The following is a 19,200-nucleotide window of genomic DNA, read 5'->3' on the forward strand; positions in this document are numbered from 1 at the left end:
GCTTCCACTACATCTAACGCCATGAAACCGCTCTCCAGAACGACCTCTTGGGGCGAGTGCCCCGATCGCCTGAAAAGCGATTTCCTATCAAACAAAAAGAACGTGATCAAAACAACGAAGAGAAACCTGCTGGCCGCCGCGCTCGTTGCGGCGGGGATGATGACAACTGTCAATGCCGCTGAGACCACTCCAAAGCTGGAGCTTGGCGGAGAGCGCCTGAAGCCGGGTGCCGTGCTGGAGCTAACTGATGGCGTGCCGGACTGGCGGGAGCTGTTTAGGGCCGATTTCACGCTGCACACGCGGGTCAAGCCGGACGGCGACCGCTTCGGCGACGGGATCATGTTTTCCTGGCGCAGTTTGGAAAACCGCCTGCACATGGGCGCGCTGCTGGGCTGCCAGCCGATCAACCGCGACAGCTTCCGCATGCTTTATTTCTTCATCGACATGCCCAAGGGCGATGTCACCGGCATGACCAGCAGACAGATTGCGGGGAACTCGCGGCGCGGCTACATCGGCGTGCCGCTCTGGCCGGAGATCGAGCCGATCAACGAGAAGGGCTGGCACGACATCATCGTGCGGACGCAGGGCAACTTCATCGAAATCTTCATCGACGGCGTGGTGCGGGCGAAGAAAAACGTGGCCGCCAGTCCGAGGGTCCAGGCGAACACCATGTTTCCGAGGACCGTTTACGCGGACCGCTCCTGGACAGCGGTGGGCGGCGAAGCGGACGGGCGGCTGCCGTTCCCGGGCGAGATTGACGGTTTTAGGGCATGGGATCGCGCGCTCTCCGACGACGAGATCAAGGAACTCAGCGGCGGGGTGTTTCAGGGCAACTACGACCGCCCGTTCGGATGGAACCAGCTCGGACTGTTCCCCAACGACTGGAGCTATGAAAAGCGCAAGGAGTGGATCGACCAACAGTGCCTGCGCATGCAGCGCGAGCTGATTGCAAACGAGCCGTTCTACCCGCGTTTCCATCCGACCTTTGTCACCGATACCTACAACCACATGACGATCCATGCCAAGGGCAAGACCCACCTGGTGCCTTATTTCGGTTTCGGTTACTGGAACTCCTTCCCGATCTGGGATAACTGGGCCTTCGGACATCTGGTCAGCGACGACGGCGTGCGCTGGAAAACGGTGGAACAGATCTGGAAACTGCCCTCGCTCAACGGCACGCTCTACGAGGAAAAGAAGACCGGCGAGGTGCTCGGCCTGCTCGGCTGGGCTGGGCCGGACTTCCAGCGCTTTTCGCTCGACCGAAAGATGAACGTCATTCGAGCCGAGGACGACGACCTGCTCAAGTGGAGCCAGCACGAGCGCTCGCCTTTGAACGTTTATGAGCCGGAGGGATGGGTCGGGCAGGACTGCGATATCTTCGAGCAAGACGGTGCCTATTACATGGTCGCCGCTTGCAAGAGTTTCCATGGAGACCCCGAGAAACGCTCGGACATCCACCTCTACCGCTCCGATAACCTGCTCGACTGGGAATACGTCGGGCTCTTCTACAGCGGCAGCAATGAAGGCTACGGCACCGAGGCGCTGCACATCTTCCCGATCGAAGACAAGCTGGTGATGACCGGCTGTCACCGGATCGATCTCGATGCCGGCTACCTCATCGGAACGATGCGGGACGGCAGGTTTGTGCCGGATGTGCCGCTCGGAGAGCGCAATGGGCTGTTTCGCTTCAATTATGAAAGTCCGGCAGAACGAAAAACCCTCCCCCCCACAGTCTGGACCGTGGTTGACGCGAAGGGTCGCCACGTAGCCAACCAGTGGCTTTGGTTCAACGCCTACTCGCGGAAATACGGGGTGCGCGAGTCGATGCGGCGCGGCTGGAACGGCAGCAGCTATTCGCTTTCGCAGGAGGTCAAACTCCTGTCCGACGGCTCGGTCGGCCTCTTCCCGCTTCCGGAATATGCGGAACTGCGCAAGCCCGATTCGCACCGCTCTACGAGCGGACTTAACGATGGCAAATCCGAAACCCTCACCGGCCCGGCATGGCTCGATCTTGTCGCCAAGTGGAACGGCGAGGGCGAGTCCGTGACACTGGTGCTCAGCAAGGGCGGCAAGGATGAGGTGCGGATTGTCTATGAAGACGGCAAAGGCGTGCGGCTCGCCCCTTCGGCGGGATCTCCCGCCTTCATCCGCAACCGCGATTTCGTCCCTGTCGCTTTTGACGACGCGGACAAGGAAATCCGCGTCTTCCTCGACGGCCTCTTCACCGAGGTCTATGTCGCGGGCCGATTCTTCGGCTTCAAATGGCACAACGAGGCACCCGGCGAAGTGACCGCCCGCTTCGAAAAGATTGGCGGCACCGCCGAACTCGAATCCCTCGACCTCTGGGAGATGGGCTCCTGCTGGGTGAAATGAATAAGGCTTTCAATAGGGTCACTCCGTAAATCCATAAATACACCCTGAATCCGTTGGATAGCCGATTATTCGGCTTTTCGGCGGCTGAGACGTTTCGAGGCGTGGTGCAGCTCCTTGGTTTCGCTTGAATGGACAGTGCTTCTTTGCTGATCTTTTTCGAGCATCGCGTAAAACACCCTCTTTTCGGGCACAGATTGCGGCACCGAGGCACACGACCCCCTCCGCGTTTGCGGTTGGCAGGAGTGGTTTGGCGCAGCGCTTATGCGAAGGATGCGGCCACTGCGTTGAGCACATCGAACCAGGGGCTGTGTCGCCCGAAGTCGAGTATGGTCTGTCCGGCGTGCCGGACGATCCGGCAGGCGCAGTAGATCAGATTCTGAAGGATCGTTTTCATCCGCCAGCGTTGCACCTTGATCTTTTGCGGCGCGAGGTGTTTATGACGAAGCATTTCCTGCCCGAGCGTACGCAACAGGTTGAACGCAACCATGGCACAGAGCAGGATGATGCGGTTCGCGCAAAGTTTTCCGGACGGCAGCCGCTCGACGTCGAGGTCGCTTTTAAGTTCGGAATGGAACTGTTCACTGGTGCCGTGGTCGTGGTAGAGGTCGATGACTGTTGTCGCTGCACAAGGTAGATTCGTCCAGTAGGTTTCGACTTCGATTTCCGGGATGAGCAGCTCGAATCCGTCGTGATCGACAAGCCGTTCGGTCACCTTGAAGGCGACAGGCACACAGGGACGATCTTCATTCCCGCCGGGATGCAGATGGTGGACAAAGCCGGTGTAAACGTTCTTCCCTTCGCGGGTTTCGAGCTTTTCGCCCACGCGCCGGGCGAGTGCGAGCCATTGCTCCAGGCTCTCTTTGCGCAGGTTGCGCTTGACGATGAATTGGTTTTTCCCGAACGGGTCGAAGTTGTCTTCTGCGTCGTTGCCGCTGTCGAGGCGGAACAGGCATTGCCCTTCCAGACCAAGATGACGGAGCATTTGCGCTGCACGCTTAATCGCTTCGGGCGTACCGGATTGACAGTGCTGTTTGCCGGGACGAAGTTCACAGTCGAGCATGTATCCTTCGGTTCCGATATAGGCGAACGTCGGCGCAAAGCCATCATGCTTTTTGTATGTGAATGAAACACCCTGCTTGGATGAGCCGGAGTTATCGAACGGACTGACATCCATATCGACCGGAACGAGTTCGAGGCCGTCTGCATCTACGCGGCCGAAACTGCGGTTGTGCAGCAATCCAAGGTTGAGCGTGCGCAGGGCGGCATGGGTGCGCTCGCCGGGCAGATCGTCAAAGCGGGTGCGAAACACCGGCTCGGAAGCAATGGTCTTAAGGCCGAATGCATTTTTGAACACCGTGTCGTTGCGATAGAGGTCGATATCATTGAAATCCGTTCGTGCATTGCAGTGCAGGCCAATCTGGGTCAGAAGGATATCACGGTCGGCGATGGCATTCGAACGGCGGGGCTGGAAGTTCTCGGGCAAGTGACTTTGCGGAAGGTTTCCAAGGATCATGCCGCAGAGATGATTTCCGGCAGTTGAGTTGAGCTCGGCCTTGCTTTTGCGGAGTTTGAACGGTTTAATCATTTTCACCTGTTGGGTTAACGGGGTTTCAAGTAGTGCGACTATGTTAGTCGTTCAGCGGTGGTCCCGGAAAACGGAGCCAGTGAGGGGCGGATAGACAGCATCGGGTTCTCCCGGTAAAAAGGAGACCGAAAGGAGAACCGATGAAGAAGCCGAGACGAAATCACAGCGCGCAGTTCAAGGCGCGTATCGCGATGGAAGCGTTGCGCGGCATCAAGACCGTGGCGGAGATCGCGGCGGAAAACAACGTGCATCCGACCATGGTGACTCGATGGAAGACGGAGCTCACAGAGGGCGCAGCCGATCTCTTTGAGCGCAAGAACGCGCCGGACCTAGAAAAGCGCGGGCTGGAAAAGAACTGCGAGCGGCTGGAGCGAAAAGTAGGTCAGCTGGTGATTGAGAAGGAGTGGATGGAAAAAAAATGCGTCGAGTTGGGGATCGATCCGTGAGGAAGGCTCTGGTGGATCCTTCTGATGCTCAACTCTCGCTGCGGCGCCAATGTGCTCTGCTGGGCGTCAACCGGAACCGGTTGACGCCGCCGGAGCCCAGGGCGACGATCACGGACTTACGGATTATGAGGATGCTCGACGAACTTCATCTGCGTTTCCCGACGTTCGGGACGCGGGGGCTGCGCCGATTACTCAAGCGCGAACAGGGGCTGAACGTGGGGCGAAAGCGGCTTCGCCGGCTGATGAGGCTCGCGCATATCTCGGCTCTCCGCCCGCGGCCGCGGACCAGCGCACCGGGCAAGGGGCATCGCATCTATCCGTATTTGCTGCGTGGAGTGGATGTTACGCGGCCGAATCAGGTCTGGTGCGCCGATATCACCTATATCCCGATGCCGCGAGGGTATTGCTACCTGGTGGCCGTCATGGACTGGTACAGCCGGAAAGTGCTCGGGTGGGAACTGAGCACCACGATGGATACCGCGTTCTGCCTGCGGGCCTTTCGATCGGCGGTGGCCACGGCCGGACGGGCGCCGGAGATCATGAATACCGATCAGGGCTCGCAGTTCACGTCGACGGATTGGATCAGGGAGATGAAACAGCACGAGGGCTTAAAAATCAGCATGGATGGGACGGGCCGCTGGGTGGACAATGTGTTCATCGAGCGGCTGTGGTGGAGCCTGAAGTATGAGGATGTTTATCTGAAAAGCTATGAAACGCCCCGGGAAACCGGGCGCGGCGTGGGGGCGTGGCTGGAGCGCTACAATACCGAACGTCCGCATTCATCGATCGGGGATCGAACGCCCGATGAGGCGTACTTCGGAATCGAGGCGGAGTCGAAATGGAGAGCGGCATGAAGAGGCGAGTTGCCCACAGCCATGCGACCGTCTCCGACGAGTTCAATGACCCATTCTCGACGGCCGCAGGCTATGGACAACTCGCCGGAGTTGTGGCAGAACACTCGCAGGAAGCGGGAGCCCTGATGCTGACTTAAAGTTCGAAAAAACTGGCTCCGCTATCGGGACCACCGCTTTCCCGCTCAACAGGTAACTATTTTTTTGCAAAAATTAACTCACGGATTCAGGATTAAAAGCAATTTCCTAGCAAGAAGGAGTAATAACGAATGATGAAAACAACAAGACGACTGGCCGCCATGATGATTGTGGCGGGGATGAATGTTAGCATTTCAGGGCTCTGGGCGGAGGTGGTGGACTACACGATCCCCTCGATGGATCGGGAGCCGGAGAAAATCGCGCCGGCTGTGGTTCTCGAAGACGCGGTCTTCCGCTTGAATTGTGCCGGGGAGAATGCAGCTGCCACATCCCCGGCCATCGCGGATGCGAGCGGTGTGGAGATGGGCGTCAGCCTGACGGAGGACGCGACGGTTCGGGCGCGCGCTCGTGGTGGTGCGGGGACGGCACTGGATCTGGCGGAGGGCTCAATCCGGGTGGCGCCATCGGCGGATGTCAATCGCGAGCATGAGACCTTCTCGCTTTACGTTCGCCTGCGCGATCCCGAAGGGAAATGGGACTATCCGATTCTCGGCAGCTACGGCAGCGACGAGAAGGTGAGTTTCTTTTTGCATGCGGTGGATGGCAGGAAGAAGCCACAGGAGAACATCAATTCGGGCGGAGCCCGGCTGCCGTCGATAGCGGCGATGTTGTTTTCCGAGGAAGACGGCGTCGATTATATCGACGGACACAAATCGATGATCGAGTTCGTGATCGGCCTGCCGCGCGCGCCGGAGTATTACCTCAATCGTCAGACGAACGCCAAGAAGAAGGCGGGCGTGGAGACGGATCACCTGCTCGAGGATGCCCGAAACGGCGTGATGCGGGTGACCTTTCCCGTGGCCTGGATGGGACCGAAGGACTGGCATGACATCGTGGTGCGTTTTACCGGTCCGAAGCTCGAGCTGTTTGTCGATGGCGTGCTCGTCGACGTAGAATATCCGATCGGCAAGATGCGGCCGAGCGAGGCTCCGTTCCTGATCGGCGCGGCGGCAGTCGGAGAGGAAGTCGTCAAAGGGTTCGACGGGCAGCTTTCGCACCTGGCGGTATGGGACCGCTCCCTCAGCGACGACGAGATCCTGGCGCTGTGTGGCGGCAAGTCACACGTCGTGCAGCGCGCGGAAGAGATGCTCGGCCCGGTGCGCACCGAGCGGCTGCAGTATTTCCGTCCCCGCGGCCACAATCTGAAGCCGGGCGATTGCATGCCCTACTATCACGATGGCACATGGCACCTGCTCTACCTGGTGCTGCGCGGCAACATGGCGCGCAAGTGGGACAGCGGTCACGGCGGCCTCGAGCTTCACCATGCCTCCAGCCGCGATCTGGTCCACTGGCAGCATCACCCCATCATGATTCCCATCAGCGAACAATGGATGAGGTGGGTCGGCACCGGCGACACTGCGATCCATGATGGCGAGATCTTCTTTTACAATCATCTGCCCAGCTGGGACCCCGACCGCAAGTTCGGCGGATTGCAGTGTTTCCGGAGCGACGACGGCATTACCTTCACCAAGCATGACCAAAGTCCTTATCCGGAAGTGCCGGGTTGGCCCGGGGCTCCCGATATTTACGAATACCCGGACGGACGCTATTGCATGACCTACGATGCCGACCTGCTCCGAGGGAAGCCCCTGCCGACGCTCCGTGACAAAACGCTGGTCGCCTGGGTCACCCTGGCTGATCTCGACCAGCGCGGCGGCGGTCTGGTCACCGTGGAACATGAGGGGCAGTTTGACAGTCTCGTCTTTGGCGAAGTGCGATCGCGGCGCTGGATGGCCGGCAGCGATCGGCTCCTGCGGACCGCCCGCGATCAGGCCGGGTGGCCGGAAGAGGCCGTGAACCCTCACGAGTTGGTCCAGATGGCCGCCGTGTATCGCGGCAACCAGGTGGTCCTCTATCGAAACGGCCGGCCCTACGCGCAACACGAGGTAAACGAGCCTGCCGCCTTTTCACGCTACGCCATCAGCATCGGCACGCGCGTGTCCGACGGCCCGGCAAACTCTTATTTCCGCGGCTCGATCGAGGACGCAAGGGTTTACGCAAGCGCGCTTTCCCGGGAGCAGATTGCGGCGTTAAAGCCGAACGAACCCTCCGCCGAGACGCCGCTGGCCTGGTGGGATTTCGAACAAGAAAATCCCACCGACCGGGTGGGGACGTTTGCATCTTCGTTTCTCGCGGGCGACGCCCGGGTGGCGGATGGCCGGCTGCACCTTTCCGGCGACGAGTCTTTCCTGCTCGCCTCAAGCGATGCCCGCCAGGTGCGCGGATTGGTTTCCGACGACCTCATGAACTGGACGCCGCTGGATGAACCGGTGGCGGTGATCCCGAGCCGCTTCCGCCTGACCTGTTCGCAGATTTTCCGCTGGGGCGACTGGCATTACATGCTCGCCGGGAACAACGTCTGGCAATCGCGGGAGTTCACCGGGCCATGGCAGCCCGCCGACACCTTTATCCTCGACGCGCTCAAGATTCCAAAAGCGGCCCCATTCCGCGACGGCAGAATGATCGCCGCCGGGATGATGACGCACCGCGGCTGGGGCGGCGACATCGTGTTCCGCGAACTGCTCCAGGAAGAGGACGGAACACTCGGCGCCCGTTTCGTGCCCGAGATGATTCCCCGCACCGGTGAGGAATTGCCGTTGGTGACGGCCTCGGATTCAGCCGGTGCGATTGCGGGGGATACGGTCACCGCAAACGGCGCGAACGGGTTTCACGCAATTCCGCTCACCGGCATTCCGAGGGACGTGCGCATCACCTTCCAGGCTGTGCCCGATGAGAATACGACCGGTTTCGGCGTCGGCCTGCGATCCAGCCCGGACAACTCGCGCGGTCTGGAACTGCGCGTCGAGCCCGCTCGCGCCACCGTCGGCCTGTTTGCCGTGGACGGAAACCGGGAAAACGCCAATGCCGCGGAGGACCAGCGTCACCGCCTCGGCAAGCTTGATGCGGCCCTGACCATCGACATCGTCTGCCGCCGCGACATCGTCGACGTCGAAATCGGCGGCCGCCGCACCTTGATCCAGCGTTACTGGAACCCCGGCAGTGACCGCATCTACCTGTTTGCCGAAGGCGGCGACGTCCGTTTTGAAGGCGTCAGGGTACGCCCGCTGGTTGAGTAGGTAACTCGAAGAAAGAATAACCCGGATTTCTCAAACCGGAGAGGAACGCTTTACCGGGACTATTTATGCCCGCTGTGCATGGATGATTCGGAGCAACGCCGACTCGGAGGATCAACCTAAAAAGATGAGTAGAGCGTGTATGCGGTGGCAGCAGACGCTCGGCTGAGCGTTAGTTTTTCGGCTGATTGGCCTCGATTTTGATCACTGAGCAGAGCACAAAGTGGGTGGTGCCCGGCTTTTCCCGCCACCTATGGTCTGGTGATGCAGCAAAATATGAGCGATGACTTGCGACCAGACGCTCGATTTTTTCAACTGCTCCGAAGTTCGCGAAGCCCAGCTTTTGAGCCTTTCGGCAGCCTGTTCGAGCTTGCGCTGGATCTCTTTGGCTTGGCTGTGGGCACAGAAGACCACGAGTGTGCGCACGCTTTGGTGGGTGCTCGCCTTGGCGGTGTGCATCAGATACATCGGCCTGGAGGTAATCGCTTCGCGGGCCACGAGAGGATCGACCAGCTTGATGTGGATGCTCCACCAGTTGTAGATCAGTGCGATCAACCGGGCCATGTGTGCCGTAGAGCGGCTTGACCGTGACATCGATATCCAAAACCCAAGGCACATCCAGACAGCCCGCACACAGCCGGTCGAAGCAGTCCCGAAGCCAGTCTTCGGTCGCCGAACCGTCTATGCTGCCGTCCGAGCCGGTGGAGGCGACTAAAACACGTCAGGTCTTGATTCTTGACATTTTTCATCGCTTCTCCGCTTCCCATTCAGGAAGATCCAGAATCCGACTGATTTCCACGGTATTTTTATTTGGTCGTTATCGTTCGGAGTAACGCCTTTCCCGGCATGAGCTTGTCGAATGCAGGCGTTCCCCCCGTTCCGAAACGCCAGCCCATTCCGAAGTAAAGGGCTAAACGGTCTCCGCTCAGGGAGCTACGCCCCGTCAAGAGCTCTTACTCCAAACCCACGCTCGATAGGGGTAGGAATGAGGGATTGAACCTCACCCCTCCCTCCGAACCGGACGTGCGGATCTCCCGCATCCGGCTCTCCGGTCGATGATTGCTCTTTATCGAGATTGGCACGCTTCCCGATGGGCCCGCTCAAGGCTGAACAGTCCCATCTCGGCGAAGTATTTGTTTGGATAACGGTGGTGGTCGAGACCCCGACCCCGGCCTTTGCGTCCGTGGCGTTTGCGGAGGATGCTGCGCAAGCGCATGCGCACCCATCCGTCCATCCAGACGAAGGTGTTCTTATGGGCGTGTTTGTAATACCCGAACCAACCGATCAGCACGGGGTTGATGTCCTCGATGATCGCCTTCATGGATTTGCCCTTGGTACGTTTGGTCTTGGGCCGGAGGGTCCCGCGTAGTTTTGTCAGGCTTTTCTGACGCACGTAGCGGTTTCCGTTTTCGAACCGGTAGCCGAGGAACTCGAAGCCTTCGCGGTGGGTGACCAGCCGGGTCTTTTCCGGGTGGAGCACAAGGCCCCGCCCGTCGGTCCACTGCCGTGTCAGTTCCAGCGCGTCTTCGGCCTCCTCCCTCGTGCGGGAGAGGATCACGAAGTCGTCCGCATAGCGGATCATTTCGTGGCCCCGGTCCCGCAGCAGGTGGTCGAGTTCGTTCAGATACAGGTTGGCCAACAGAGGAGAGATGACCGCCCCCTGGGGCGTTCCCTTCTCCGTCGGCTCCCATTCTTTCAGTTCGTTGATCAGGCCCTGCTTCAAGTAAGATTCCAGCAGGTCCAGCACCAACCCGTCCGCCACCTTGGCGCGCACCAGCGACATCAGTTTGCCGTGGTCGATCGTGTCAAAGTAGCTCTTCAGATCGGCGTCCACTATCCATTCGTGGCCTTTGCGGAGCAGTCCGCCCACCTCCCGAAGCGCGTCTTTACAGCCGCGTTTGGGACGGAAACCGTAGCTGTGTGCGTTGAATCCGATCTCGAAGATCGGACCGATCACCAGTTGCAGTGCCGTCTGCACGATACGGTCTTCCACGGTCGGGATGCCCAGAGGCCGCTTCTCTTTTCCACCGGGCTTGGGGATGAACACCCGTTTGACCGGTTTGGGTTCGTAGCGTCCTGTTTTCAGTTTGCCTTCCAAACTCGCTAATCTTTGGTCGAGCTGGCTCTCGTACTGTTTCAGGCTCAGTCGGTCCACGCCGCCGCTGCCGCCTCGCCCGTTCACGATGTGCCAGGCGCGCAACAGTGTCCGGCGGCGGTAAACCTTGTCTTTGAGGCTGAACCACTTGCCTCCCTTCACCCCCGATTTGAGGGCTGCCAACATGGCGTCCGTCCAGACCAGGGGGTCCGCGCCCAACCGCTCGCGCAGCTCGGCGTTTTCCGCGTCGGGGTTAGCCCCCGGGGGCACTTTCGACGCTGTCTTTTCCCTCGTCATGGATGACCTCCATTCATCTTCCTGCCCCCCTTCGCTCCACCGGAGTTACCCGGCCTCACTGCTACAAACATGCACATTGGCATCGCGCAGGTCGGGCGCAGTCTCCACCCGTGTGACCGTGACGGCGCCGGTGTCGAAGCGGCTGCCGGAAAACAGGCGCAGGATGTCGGCGGCGATTTCCCGCTTCAACAGTTCGTTCACACGAATGATGCGTCCGCTGCTCATGTGTCCAGCTCCTTGATTGTAATCCATGGGAAGGCGCGGAAATCCTGGTCGAATGTGACAATTTCAGTGATTCCATGTTCGCGCATTAATACGGCGGTGTGAAAGTCGTGAAGAATATTTCCGCCGAGGCGCGGGGTTTTCTCTGCGCACTCGGCAAGAGTTTCGGCGTGCAGGCCGGTTTCCGAGACCAGCATGCAGTTGGGGCAGTTAAGCAATGCAGAAATAAACTGCCAGGCCTGCGGTTGAGTGAGTGGCGCGGAAAATACACGCGGGTGCGTGGCAACCCGCATGAATTCATAAAGTACATTCCAGCTGAGCCCCCAGCATTCGGATTGTTTCGGCAATGCACGGAGAAACGCCGACGTTTTTTGGGAATCGGCGGATTCGCGGTTGACAGCATGAAGCAGAATGTTGGTATCAATCAGAAACACGGCCTATTCTTCCATTGCGCGGTACAGCGCATCACGGTTGTTAATATCTGTTTTTGCTTCCCCCATGGCAAAAGTGGGAAGATCCAGCTTTGGGGCTGGAGACTTTTTTCGCTGTTCCCGTTCAACCAAATAGGCCTCAACGGCTTCGTTAACCAGCATAGACAGCTGCTTGCTGTCTTCCTTTGCGGCATATTTTGCCCGTTTGAAAACGGGATCTGTGAGTACCAGTGTCGTTCTCATTTTTCACTCCATATGCGCAAGCATACATAAAAGATGATTGAATGCAACGTGGTTTTCCAAACATTGGAACCGGCGGTGCCGGTTTTCAGGGCTTCGCAGGCGTTATAGCCTGAGCATCGGGCGGGTTGGAGGCTGATGATGAGCATACCGTTTCCCGGGATGGCGGGCAAGAGCCCGTTTGGCCGCAGGAAGAATATCTGCTAGACATTGGGCATGGCCGCCCCGGTATACCGCTCGCGAAAGCCGAAGGCCTCGCCGCTGTGGCATTGTCGCACTTATCGACGAGCGCGAGGTCATTGAGCGCATCCTGCGTCATCTCGGACTGTGGGAAGAACCTGTTTGCCTGCATCCCGCCCGCGCCCCGCCGGACGGAGAGGGGACGGTGGAATTGTTCCCCGGCGATCCCTTCCCCGATTACAGCAGGGAGCCTGTGATGGATTACGACCTTTGCGCGGATGCATGAGCCTTCGCGACAGGGGAACTTTGTTTAAAAGGTAGGGCTCGCTCGCCGAGCGGGCCGCAGATGACGGCGCGCCCGCCTCTCCGGGGCATGCCCCGGAGAGGCGGGCGCCCAACCTTGACAAAAATCCTGGCTTCCACTACATCTAACGCCATGAAACCGCTCTCCAGAACGACCTCTTGGGGCGAGTGCCCCGATCGCCTGAAAAGCGATTTCCTATCAAAGTGGAGCCTCTGACGTCACAGGAAATCATCGACCTGACCGACCGCATGTCGGCGGACGGTCGGCTCGAATGGGACGCGCCGGCGGGTCGGCGGCGACGACATCTATTTCGTCTCCCATCCCGACCACGAAGCGGCCGAGCGAACCTGCACCTTCCGCGTAGCCGGTAAGACCGCCGAGCTGTGGGACCCCGAAACCGGCGCCATCTACGCGCTGCCGCAGGCGCGCGAAGTCGGCGGAACTTCACGCCGCCGAACCCCGGTCGCAACCTCTCGAAGTACTCGAGCACCGACCAGAAAAGCTCCTCGGCCATTTTCGGATCGCGGGTCCTGTTCGCGTGCGAGAGCCCGTTGCGGCTCGGCGGCTTTGCGCCACGGATACTGGCCATCGGCGCCCGATGGGCGCGCAGCGCGTCCACCACGTCGTTCAGACCGATCGCGTGGGTGAACTGCGCATAGAGCATGCTCACCAGATGGCTCCAGGGCGTGATGCCCCTCGACTTGATCCGATGCTTGCGCGCAAGTTTCGGCACAAGGTGCGGCGGAATGAGTTCACAGACCTGACGAAAAATGGCACGCTTACTCCCGGCTCGACTGGCTGGCATCACGCAATCTCCTTTGGTTTGGACTCTGAAGAAGATTGTAGCCAGTCAGTCAGCCATTACAATTTTCGTCCCTCGTGAGTGGGATGCTAGTGGAGGGATTTGAGCTTCTTTTAAGGGTATTTGTCGATTTTTATGGGAAAAGGCAAGGTAGGGACGGCTGTTTCAGCCGTCCGAACCATCGAAGAGGCCACAAAGAGGCACAAGGGGAACACAGAAGAGGGGAAAGGCAAGTAAGCCACAAAAAGGCACAAGGTACACAGAAGAGGTGAGGCGGAGAGCCACCAAGAAGCTCAATAATTCACTACCGGGGAGAAGAGGGCACGGGGGTATTTCGAGGATCGCTTCGTTGCGCACGAGCACGACTCGGAGTACGGCTGTGAACCTCTTTTAAAACCAAGCCAACCCTGACCTTGCGGCATGGACCAAAACATTTTATCGGGTGGAAAGCTCATCAGAGATGGGAGAATGAAGACACATGAAAAAGACAGCCTGTACCATTGCAGAGCTCGGATTCATTTTTGCGGCAAGTGTTTTGGCGGCATCGAGTACGGTCCTGGCGGCTGCCGGTAACGCGATGGACGCGGCGCCTGGCCTCCATCCGGCCGCGTTGCGGTGCGAACACCTCGAAAATCCGCTCGGCATCGATGTGACGCGTCCGCGCTTCATTTGGGAACTCCAATCGCGGCAGCGCGGACAAAAGCAGACGGCCTTCCGCGTGCTGGTGGCCTCGTCGCCGGAAAAACTGGCGTCGAACGAGGCCGATCTGTGGGACAGCGGCCGGGTGGAATCCAGTCGATCGATCCTGGTGCCCTATGCAGGGGAAACGCTCGGCCCGGATACGGATTGCCACTGGAAGGTGAAGGTGTGGGGCAAAAAGGGCGAGCCCTCGGAATGGAGCGAGCCCGCGCGGTTTTCGATCGGCTTGCTCGGCGAGGAGGACTGGCAGGGGGAGTGGATCGAATTTCCCGCAGGCGATCCGAAGTTATCCTGCCCCCAGTACCGAAAAACGTTTTCCCTCGACCGCCCCGCCTCCCGGGCCTTCGTTTATGTCGCCTCGCTGGGCACCCACGAACTCTATATCAACGGCGAAAAGGCCGATGACCGGGTGCTTGCCCCGGCACACTCCTTTCTTGCAAGGCGCGTCCTCTATGTCGCCTATGATGTCGCGGACCTGCTTCAGCGGGGGGAAAACGTGATCGCGGTCTGGCACGGCCCGGGGTTCGCCCCGTACGACGGGGCCACCCCGGCGATCCGCGTCCAGGCAAACATCGTCGCCGACGACGGGAGCAAAGTCTCCGTGGCGACCGACGCGTCGTGGAAATGCGCGGAAAGCGGCCATCGCATCTATTACAGAGACGAGAGACCGCGGGCGCGCAGATACGGCGGCGAGGAGATCGACGCGCGCAAGTTGAGCCCGGACTGGAACACCGCCGGCTTCGACGACTCGGCCTGGGTGAGCGCCCTGCCCACAAGCCGGGATGTCGTTGTCTCCGCTCAGAACGCCCAACCCGACCGGATCATCAGGGCGTTTTCGCCGGTCAGCATCACCGGGGCGGGCGAGAAGAGTTACAAAGTCGATTTCGGAACGAACTTCACGGGGTTTATCGAGCTGCGAAACCTGCGGGGTGAGCCGGGGCAGGAGATTCTGATCCAGTCGTCGGACGATCTGGTCAGGGGAGAGAAACACAATCAGGCCAGCCGCTACATCTGCGGCGAATCGCCCGGCACGTTCCGGCACCGTTTCAATTGGACCGCGGGCAGGAGCGTCCAGATCACCGGCTTCGATTATGAGCCGCAACCCGGGGACGTCCGGGGGCATGCCGTGGGCACGGACCTCGAACGCATCGGCCGGTTTGAATGTTCCAACGATCTGTTCAACCGGATGTATGAGAAGGATCTTTGGACGTTCCGCGCCAACACCCTCGCCGGTATGACGATGGACTGCCCCCACCGCGAGCGGCGGGGATACGGCGAAGTCGCCTGGTCCACTGCCCGGGGCATCGGCCTGCCCAACTATCGCGCGGGCGACTTCTATGCCCGCCGCGTCCGCGACTGGTGCGACGCGCAGCGTGAGGACGGGCTTTTCCCGCATATTGCGCCCAACTCCGGGATGCATGGAGGGGGGGCTACTCTGGGCCGGCGCCCCCCTGCATCTCGGCTGGGAGATGCTCCGCCACCTCGGGGACCGCAGGGTGGTCGCTGAGGCCTACCCGAATTACCAAAAATGGCTCGAACTCCTCCACGCCAACGCATCCCGATCGGCGGACGGCGTCATCACCCAGGATCTCTACGAATCCAAATCGCATCACAGCCGCTGGTTTTTCATCGGGGACTGGCGCGCGCCAGGGGAACGGCGGGAGTGGCGCGATTCCCCCGAGGCGGCGCTGTTCAACAACTGCACCTATGCGCTGAATCTGAAAATGATGACCGATATCGCCGCCGCGCTGCGTCGCGACGACGACGTCACTCTCTACTCCGGGCGGCTGGACCGGCTGAGAGAAGCCATCCACGCGAAATTCTTCAATGCGGAAAAGAACATCTACCTCGACACCCGGCGCCAGGTTCACCTTGCATTCCCGCTGCTTACGGGCGTCGTGCCCGAGGAACTGGAGCCCGCCATCCTGGCCAGCCTCAAGGAGGCCATGACCGAGCCGGTGGACACCGCCGGGCTGCTGGCCAATAGCGAGGGGTGGAGCGGGGCCAACCCCAAACTGGAATGGACCCCCAGCCCGGAATGGACCCAACCCGCGCCCTTTCTGGACGTGGGCAGCTCCGGGCTTCCGGTTCTCCTGCAGTATCTGATCGAGGACGCGGAGTGGAACGATGTCCTCTATGGGGCGATCAACAAAACCACGTTCCCGGGCTACGGGTTCTTTCTCGAACGGGGTCAGACCACCTGGCCGGAAAGCTGGGGGGCGGCATCCTACAGCAGAATCCACACCTGCTTCACCGGCATCGCGGCGTGGTTCATCAAGGGGATCGGCGGCATCCGCACCGCTCCCACCCATCACGGCTATTCGCACTTCATCATCAAACCGCACCTGGTCGGGGATCTGTCCTATGCGAATACAAGCATCCCCTCGCCCTACGGTCCCATTGTGAGTAACTGGAAGTGTGGCGACGGGGAAGCGCAGCTCCATATCGAGATTCCGCCCAATACCACCGCGACCGTCTATGTGCCCGGAAGCGACATCGAAAACGTCACCGAAAGCGGCGGCCCCGCCCGCGATGCGGAGGGCGTCCGCTTTCTCCGCGTCGAGGACGATCGCCTCGTCTTTGAAGTGGAGTCCGGTACGTATGAGTTTGTGTCAAAGAACTGACATCGCCCCCCGAGGCGTGGCATACTCCGCCACATGTTTCGGAGCGTGAGCGATAGAACGAGGGGAGCGACGGGGTCATGAAACGATGGTTGACGGTTTGGATTCTGATGGGGTTTCTGACGTCCGCCCGGGCTGCGCGGGAACGCCCGAATGTCGTCATCGTCTATGCCGATGACCTCGGGTACGGCGACGTGCACTGCTACGACCCGGAGCATTGCGCGGTGCCGACGCCTCATATCGATCGCCTGGCGGGGCAGGGGATCCGGTTTACCGATGCCTCGAACAGTGCCTCGCTCTGTACGCCCGCGCGCTATTCGCTGCTGACCGGCCGCTATTCCTGGCGTTCACGTCTTCCGTTGCACGTCGTTCGCGTCTACGGCTCGCCGCTCATCCATCCGGACCGGCTGACCCTTGGGGAAATGCTCCAGAAAGAGGGTTATCACACGGCCTGTATCGGTAAATGGCACCTCGGCTGGAACTGGCCGATGGTGCGGGACGACGGCACGCTCGAATACGTGCCGGACGACGAATTCCGGCAACAGCGCGAGGGGAAGGTCGATTACTCGAAGCCCATCCCCGGTGGGCCACTTGACCATGGGTTCGATACCTACTTCGGCATCGACGTGCCTAACCAGCCGCCTTACGCCTATTTTCGTGACGACAAGCTGACGAGTCTGCCCACGGCGCTCAAAGGCCCGCATACCCCAGAGCGCTGGGGCCGTAACGGTCCCATGCAGCCGGACTACGTATTCGATGAAGTCATGCCGAATCTGGTGCGCGAGGCAGAGACGTACCTCGCCGCCCGCGCGAAGGACGACCAGCCATTCCTTCTCTACTTTGCGCTCACCACCCCGCACGAACCGATCGCCCCTTCGGCGGAGTTCAAGGGCAGGAGCGGGATCAGCGGGGTGGCCGATCTGATTATGGAGACCGATGCCGCGCTCGGCCGCGTCATGGCCGCGCTGGACGAGCACGGTCTGGCCGACGACACGCTGCTGGTGTTCGCCTCCGATAACGGCCACTGCAGTTACACGCCGATCCAGCCGTTTATCGACGCGGGCCATCGCATCGGCGGTCCCTACCGCGGCTACAAGGGGTTCGTACAGGAGGGGGGCATGCGGGTGCCGTTCATCGTCCGCTGGCCGGGCCGGATCCGGCCCGGCATGGTCAGCGACGCGCTGGTCACTACGGTGGATTTGATGGCGACCTGCGCCGAGATCACCGGATACGATCTTCCCCCGGACGCCGCCGAGGATAGCGTGAGCCTCCTGCCGCTGCTGACCGGGCGCGTCGATGCCGTGCGCGAAACGACCATCACGCATTCGTATCTCGCCGACTGCCTGGTGGTCCGGCGCGGTCCGTGGAAACTCGCGTTTGCGTATGGAAGCGGCGCACCCGCCATCATCAAGGTCAGGGAGGAGAGCGTGGATAAGGTCGCGCCGTCTGAGTCCGAGGCCAGAAAGCAGGGTCTGCCTCCCGTTCAGCTCTATAACGTCGCAACCGATCCCGAGGAACGCAATAACGTCCATGATCAGTATCCCGAAAAAGTTCGGGAACTGACGCTTTTCGCCCGCCGGCAGCTCGAGCGCGGTCGCAGTACGCCGGGGGCGGAACAGGAGAACGATCGCGCGCTCTCACTCGATCTCCCGTAGGCTCGCCGGGGCGGGATCGGGGTCGAACTCAAACGGAATAGACGGCCGCAGGGGCCGCGATAAACGAAAGGAGGGGCTCATGTTGTTCTCAGGCGTCGTGATGCTGGTGCTCGGCGGGATATCTGCCGGCAGTTTTTATATACCGCTCAAAAAAGTGAACGGGTGGTCGTGGGAGTCCGGCTGGATTTCGTTCGGCCTGTTCGCCTGGATTATCGGACCCCTGGCGGTGGCCGCGCTGACGGCGCCGGAGTTCGGCGGGATGATCGCCGCGTCGGGCAGCCGCACCGTGTTCATGACCTGGTTTATGGGGTTCCTCTGGGGGATCGGGGCGGTGACCTTCGGACTCTCCATGCGCTACCTCGGCATGTCGCTGGGGTATGCCCTGGCCCTGGGGTCCTGTGCCGCGTTCGGTACGTTGATTCCTCCGATCGTCAAAGGTCAGTTCATGGGGTTGCTCTCGACCACGTCGGGCCAGCTTACGCTTTCGGGCGTATTGGTCTGTCTGGTCGGCGTGGCGGTTTGCGGCTATGCAGGCGTACGCAAAGAGCGCGAGGTTTCCACCGACCTGAAACAGGCCTCGACCGCCGAGTTCAACTTTCCCAAGGGCATCGTCGTCGCCCTCGTGTCCGGGCTCATGAACGCCTGTCTGGCCTTCAGTTTCGAGTTCGGCCGGCCGATCGCCGAAGAGGCCCTGTCCGCAGGGGTCGCCCCCCTGTGGCAGAATAATCCCGTGCTCGTGGTGGCGTTGATGGGAGGATTTACCACCAATGTGATCTATTGCCTTTTCCTGAACGTGAAAAACAGGACCGGCGGAGATTATTTCCGAGCACGGGCGCCCCTGTTGAAAAACTACGCGCTGGCCGCGGTCGCCGGGTGGCTTTGGTATGTGCAATTCATGCTCTACGGAATGGGCTCGACCCGGCTGGGCGAATACGCGTTCGCAAGCTGGTCGGTGCTGATGGCCGTGGTGGTGGCGGTCAGCAATATCTGGGGGCTCTGGTTTAAGGAGTGGCAGGGCGTAAGCCGCCGGACCATAGGGGTGATCGTGACCGGCATTCTGTTGGTGCTTCTGTCGATTGTGCTGATCGGGGCGGGCGGGTATGCCGCCCAGACGTAGCCAAACGGGA

At 60.4% G+C, this 19,200-nt stretch carries 13 protein-coding genes and 2 pseudogenes; 8 read left to right on the top strand and 7 right to left on the bottom strand.

Going from position 1 to position 19,200, the window contains the following annotated elements:
* Positions 1-102 precede the first annotated feature (102 nt).
* Positions 103-2,373 carry a LamG-like jellyroll fold domain-containing protein gene (locus tag L21SP4_RS04480; protein WP_160300670.1) on the top strand — a complete coding sequence of 757 codons (2,271 nt, stop codon included), beginning with the start codon at positions 103-105 and terminating at the stop codon, positions 2,371-2,373.
* Between the two features lie 259 nt (positions 2,374-2,632).
* On the opposite strand, the gene L21SP4_RS04485 is transcribed toward L21SP4_RS04480, so the two are convergent.
* On the bottom strand, positions 2,633-3,958 hold the full coding sequence (locus tag L21SP4_RS04485; RefSeq protein WP_052881538.1) for an IS1380 family transposase: 1,326 nt from the start codon (positions 3,956-3,958) through the stop codon (positions 2,633-2,635).
* A gap of 140 nt (positions 3,959-4,098) precedes the next feature.
* Between L21SP4_RS04485 and L21SP4_RS04495 the strand changes: the two genes are divergently transcribed.
* Both L21SP4_RS04495 and L21SP4_RS04500 read left to right on the top strand, forming a co-directional pair.
* Positions 4,099-5,258, top strand: a protein-coding gene (locus tag L21SP4_RS04495; RefSeq protein ID WP_096335053.1) for an IS3 family transposase whose coding sequence is annotated in 2 segments (ribosomal slippage) — positions 4,099-4,380 and positions 4,383-5,258 — 1,158 coding nt in all. Because the reading frame shifts where the segments join, the coding sequence is not laid out codon by codon here.
* Between the two features lie 296 nt (positions 5,259-5,554).
* Positions 5,555-8,530 (top strand): LamG-like jellyroll fold domain-containing protein, encoded by a 2,976-nt coding sequence (locus L21SP4_RS04500; RefSeq protein WP_052881539.1) that lies wholly within the window; start codon positions 5,555-5,557, stop codon positions 8,528-8,530.
* Positions 8,531-8,731: 201 nt separating this feature from the next.
* Here the strand turns inward: L21SP4_RS04500 and L21SP4_RS04505 are convergent, their stop codons facing one another.
* The 5 genes from L21SP4_RS04505 to L21SP4_RS12900 form a co-directional block, all read right to left on the bottom strand.
* Positions 8,732-9,091 carry a hypothetical protein gene (locus L21SP4_RS04505; protein ID WP_052881540.1) on the bottom strand — a complete coding sequence of 120 codons (360 nt, stop codon included), beginning with the start codon at positions 9,089-9,091 and terminating at the stop codon, positions 8,732-8,734.
* Positions 9,092-9,593: 502 nt separating this feature from the next.
* Entirely contained in the window at positions 9,594-10,919 is a 1,326-nt protein-coding gene (ltrA, locus tag L21SP4_RS04510; protein ID WP_201774686.1) for a group II intron reverse transcriptase/maturase, read from the bottom strand.
* 45 nt (positions 10,920-10,964) lie between these two features.
* Positions 10,965-11,144 (bottom strand): ribosome-binding factor A, encoded by a 180-nt coding sequence (locus L21SP4_RS04515; RefSeq protein WP_052881541.1) that lies wholly within the window; start codon positions 11,142-11,144, stop codon positions 10,965-10,967.
* Positions 11,141-11,575, bottom strand: coding sequence for a type II toxin-antitoxin system VapC family toxin (locus L21SP4_RS04520; protein WP_052881542.1), 435 nt, complete (start codon positions 11,573-11,575; stop codon positions 11,141-11,143). The genes L21SP4_RS04515 and L21SP4_RS04520 overlap by 4 nt, the downstream gene beginning before the upstream one ends.
* A 3-nt stretch (positions 11,576-11,578) precedes the next feature.
* On the bottom strand, positions 11,579-11,815 hold the full coding sequence (locus L21SP4_RS12900) for a hypothetical protein (RefSeq protein WP_144413754.1): 237 nt from the start codon (positions 11,813-11,815) through the stop codon (positions 11,579-11,581).
* Positions 11,816-12,587: 772 nt separating this feature from the next.
* On the opposite strand from L21SP4_RS12900, the pseudogene L21SP4_RS13465 reads away from it, so the two are divergent.
* A pseudogene (locus L21SP4_RS13465) lies at positions 12,588-12,944 on the top strand (hypothetical protein); the annotation flags it as partial.
* Here the strand turns inward: L21SP4_RS13465 and L21SP4_RS13470 are convergent.
* Positions 12,904-13,101 (bottom strand): annotated as a pseudogene (locus L21SP4_RS13470) (DUF4372 domain-containing protein); the annotation flags it as partial. The pseudogenes L21SP4_RS13465 and L21SP4_RS13470 sit on opposite strands and share 41 nt — an antisense overlap.
* A 574-nt stretch (positions 13,102-13,675) precedes the next feature.
* Between L21SP4_RS13470 and L21SP4_RS04525 the strand changes: the two are divergent.
* From L21SP4_RS04525 to L21SP4_RS04540, 4 genes are all read left to right on the top strand, one after another.
* Entirely contained in the window at positions 13,676-15,304 is a 1,629-nt protein-coding gene (locus L21SP4_RS04525) for a family 78 glycoside hydrolase catalytic domain (protein WP_052881543.1), read from the top strand.
* Positions 15,216-16,421, top strand: coding sequence for an alpha-L-rhamnosidase-related protein (locus L21SP4_RS13340; RefSeq protein WP_052881544.1), 1,206 nt, complete (start codon positions 15,216-15,218; stop codon positions 16,419-16,421). Before L21SP4_RS04525 ends, L21SP4_RS13340 begins: the two co-directional genes overlap by 89 nt.
* Positions 16,422-16,498: 77 nt before the next feature.
* Entirely contained in the window at positions 16,499-18,073 is a 1,575-nt protein-coding gene (locus tag L21SP4_RS04535) for a sulfatase family protein (RefSeq protein ID WP_074041388.1), read from the top strand.
* Positions 18,074-18,152: 79 nt separating this feature from the next.
* The gene (locus tag L21SP4_RS04540) at positions 18,153-19,190 is read left to right on the top strand and encodes an L-rhamnose/proton symporter RhaT (RefSeq protein ID WP_052881546.1); all 1,038 of its coding nucleotides are present in this window, start codon (positions 18,153-18,155) and stop codon (positions 19,188-19,190) included.
* The last annotated feature ends 10 nt before the right edge of the window (positions 19,191-19,200 follow it).

The sequence above is a fragment of the Kiritimatiella glycovorans genome, from assembly GCF_001017655.1.
In the GTDB taxonomy this organism is placed as follows: Bacteria; Verrucomicrobiota; Kiritimatiellia; order Kiritimatiellales; family Kiritimatiellaceae; genus Kiritimatiella; species Kiritimatiella glycovorans.

Bases quoted from the DNA above. Each gene is read 5' to 3' on its own strand.
- L21SP4_RS04515 (WP_052881541.1), bottom strand. From the start codon at position 11,144: ATGAGCAGCGGACGCATCATTCGTGTGAACGAACTGTTGAAGCGGGAA.
- L21SP4_RS04505 (WP_052881540.1), bottom strand. From the start codon at position 9,091: ATGGCCCGGTTGATCGCACTGATCTACAACTGGTGGAGCATCCACATC.
- L21SP4_RS04485 (WP_052881538.1), bottom strand. From the start codon at position 3,958: ATGATTAAACCGTTCAAACTCCGCAAAAGCAAGGCCGAGCTCAACTCA.
- ltrA (WP_201774686.1), bottom strand. From the start codon at position 10,919: ATGACGAGGGAAAAGACAGCGTCGAAAGTGCCCCCGGGGGCTAACCCC.
- L21SP4_RS12900 (WP_144413754.1), bottom strand. From the start codon at position 11,815: ATGAGAACGACACTGGTACTCACAGATCCCGTTTTCAAACGGGCAAAA.
- L21SP4_RS13340 (WP_052881544.1), top strand. From the start codon at position 15,216: ATGGAGGGGGGGCTACTCTGGGCCGGCGCCCCCCTGCATCTCGGCTGG.
- L21SP4_RS04540 (WP_052881546.1), top strand. From the start codon at position 18,153: ATGTTGTTCTCAGGCGTCGTGATGCTGGTGCTCGGCGGGATATCTGCC.
- L21SP4_RS04500 (WP_052881539.1), top strand. From the start codon at position 5,555: ATGATGATTGTGGCGGGGATGAATGTTAGCATTTCAGGGCTCTGGGCG.
- L21SP4_RS04535 (WP_074041388.1), top strand. From the start codon at position 16,499: ATGAAACGATGGTTGACGGTTTGGATTCTGATGGGGTTTCTGACGTCC.
- L21SP4_RS04525 (WP_052881543.1), top strand. From the start codon at position 13,676: ATGGACGCGGCGCCTGGCCTCCATCCGGCCGCGTTGCGGTGCGAACAC.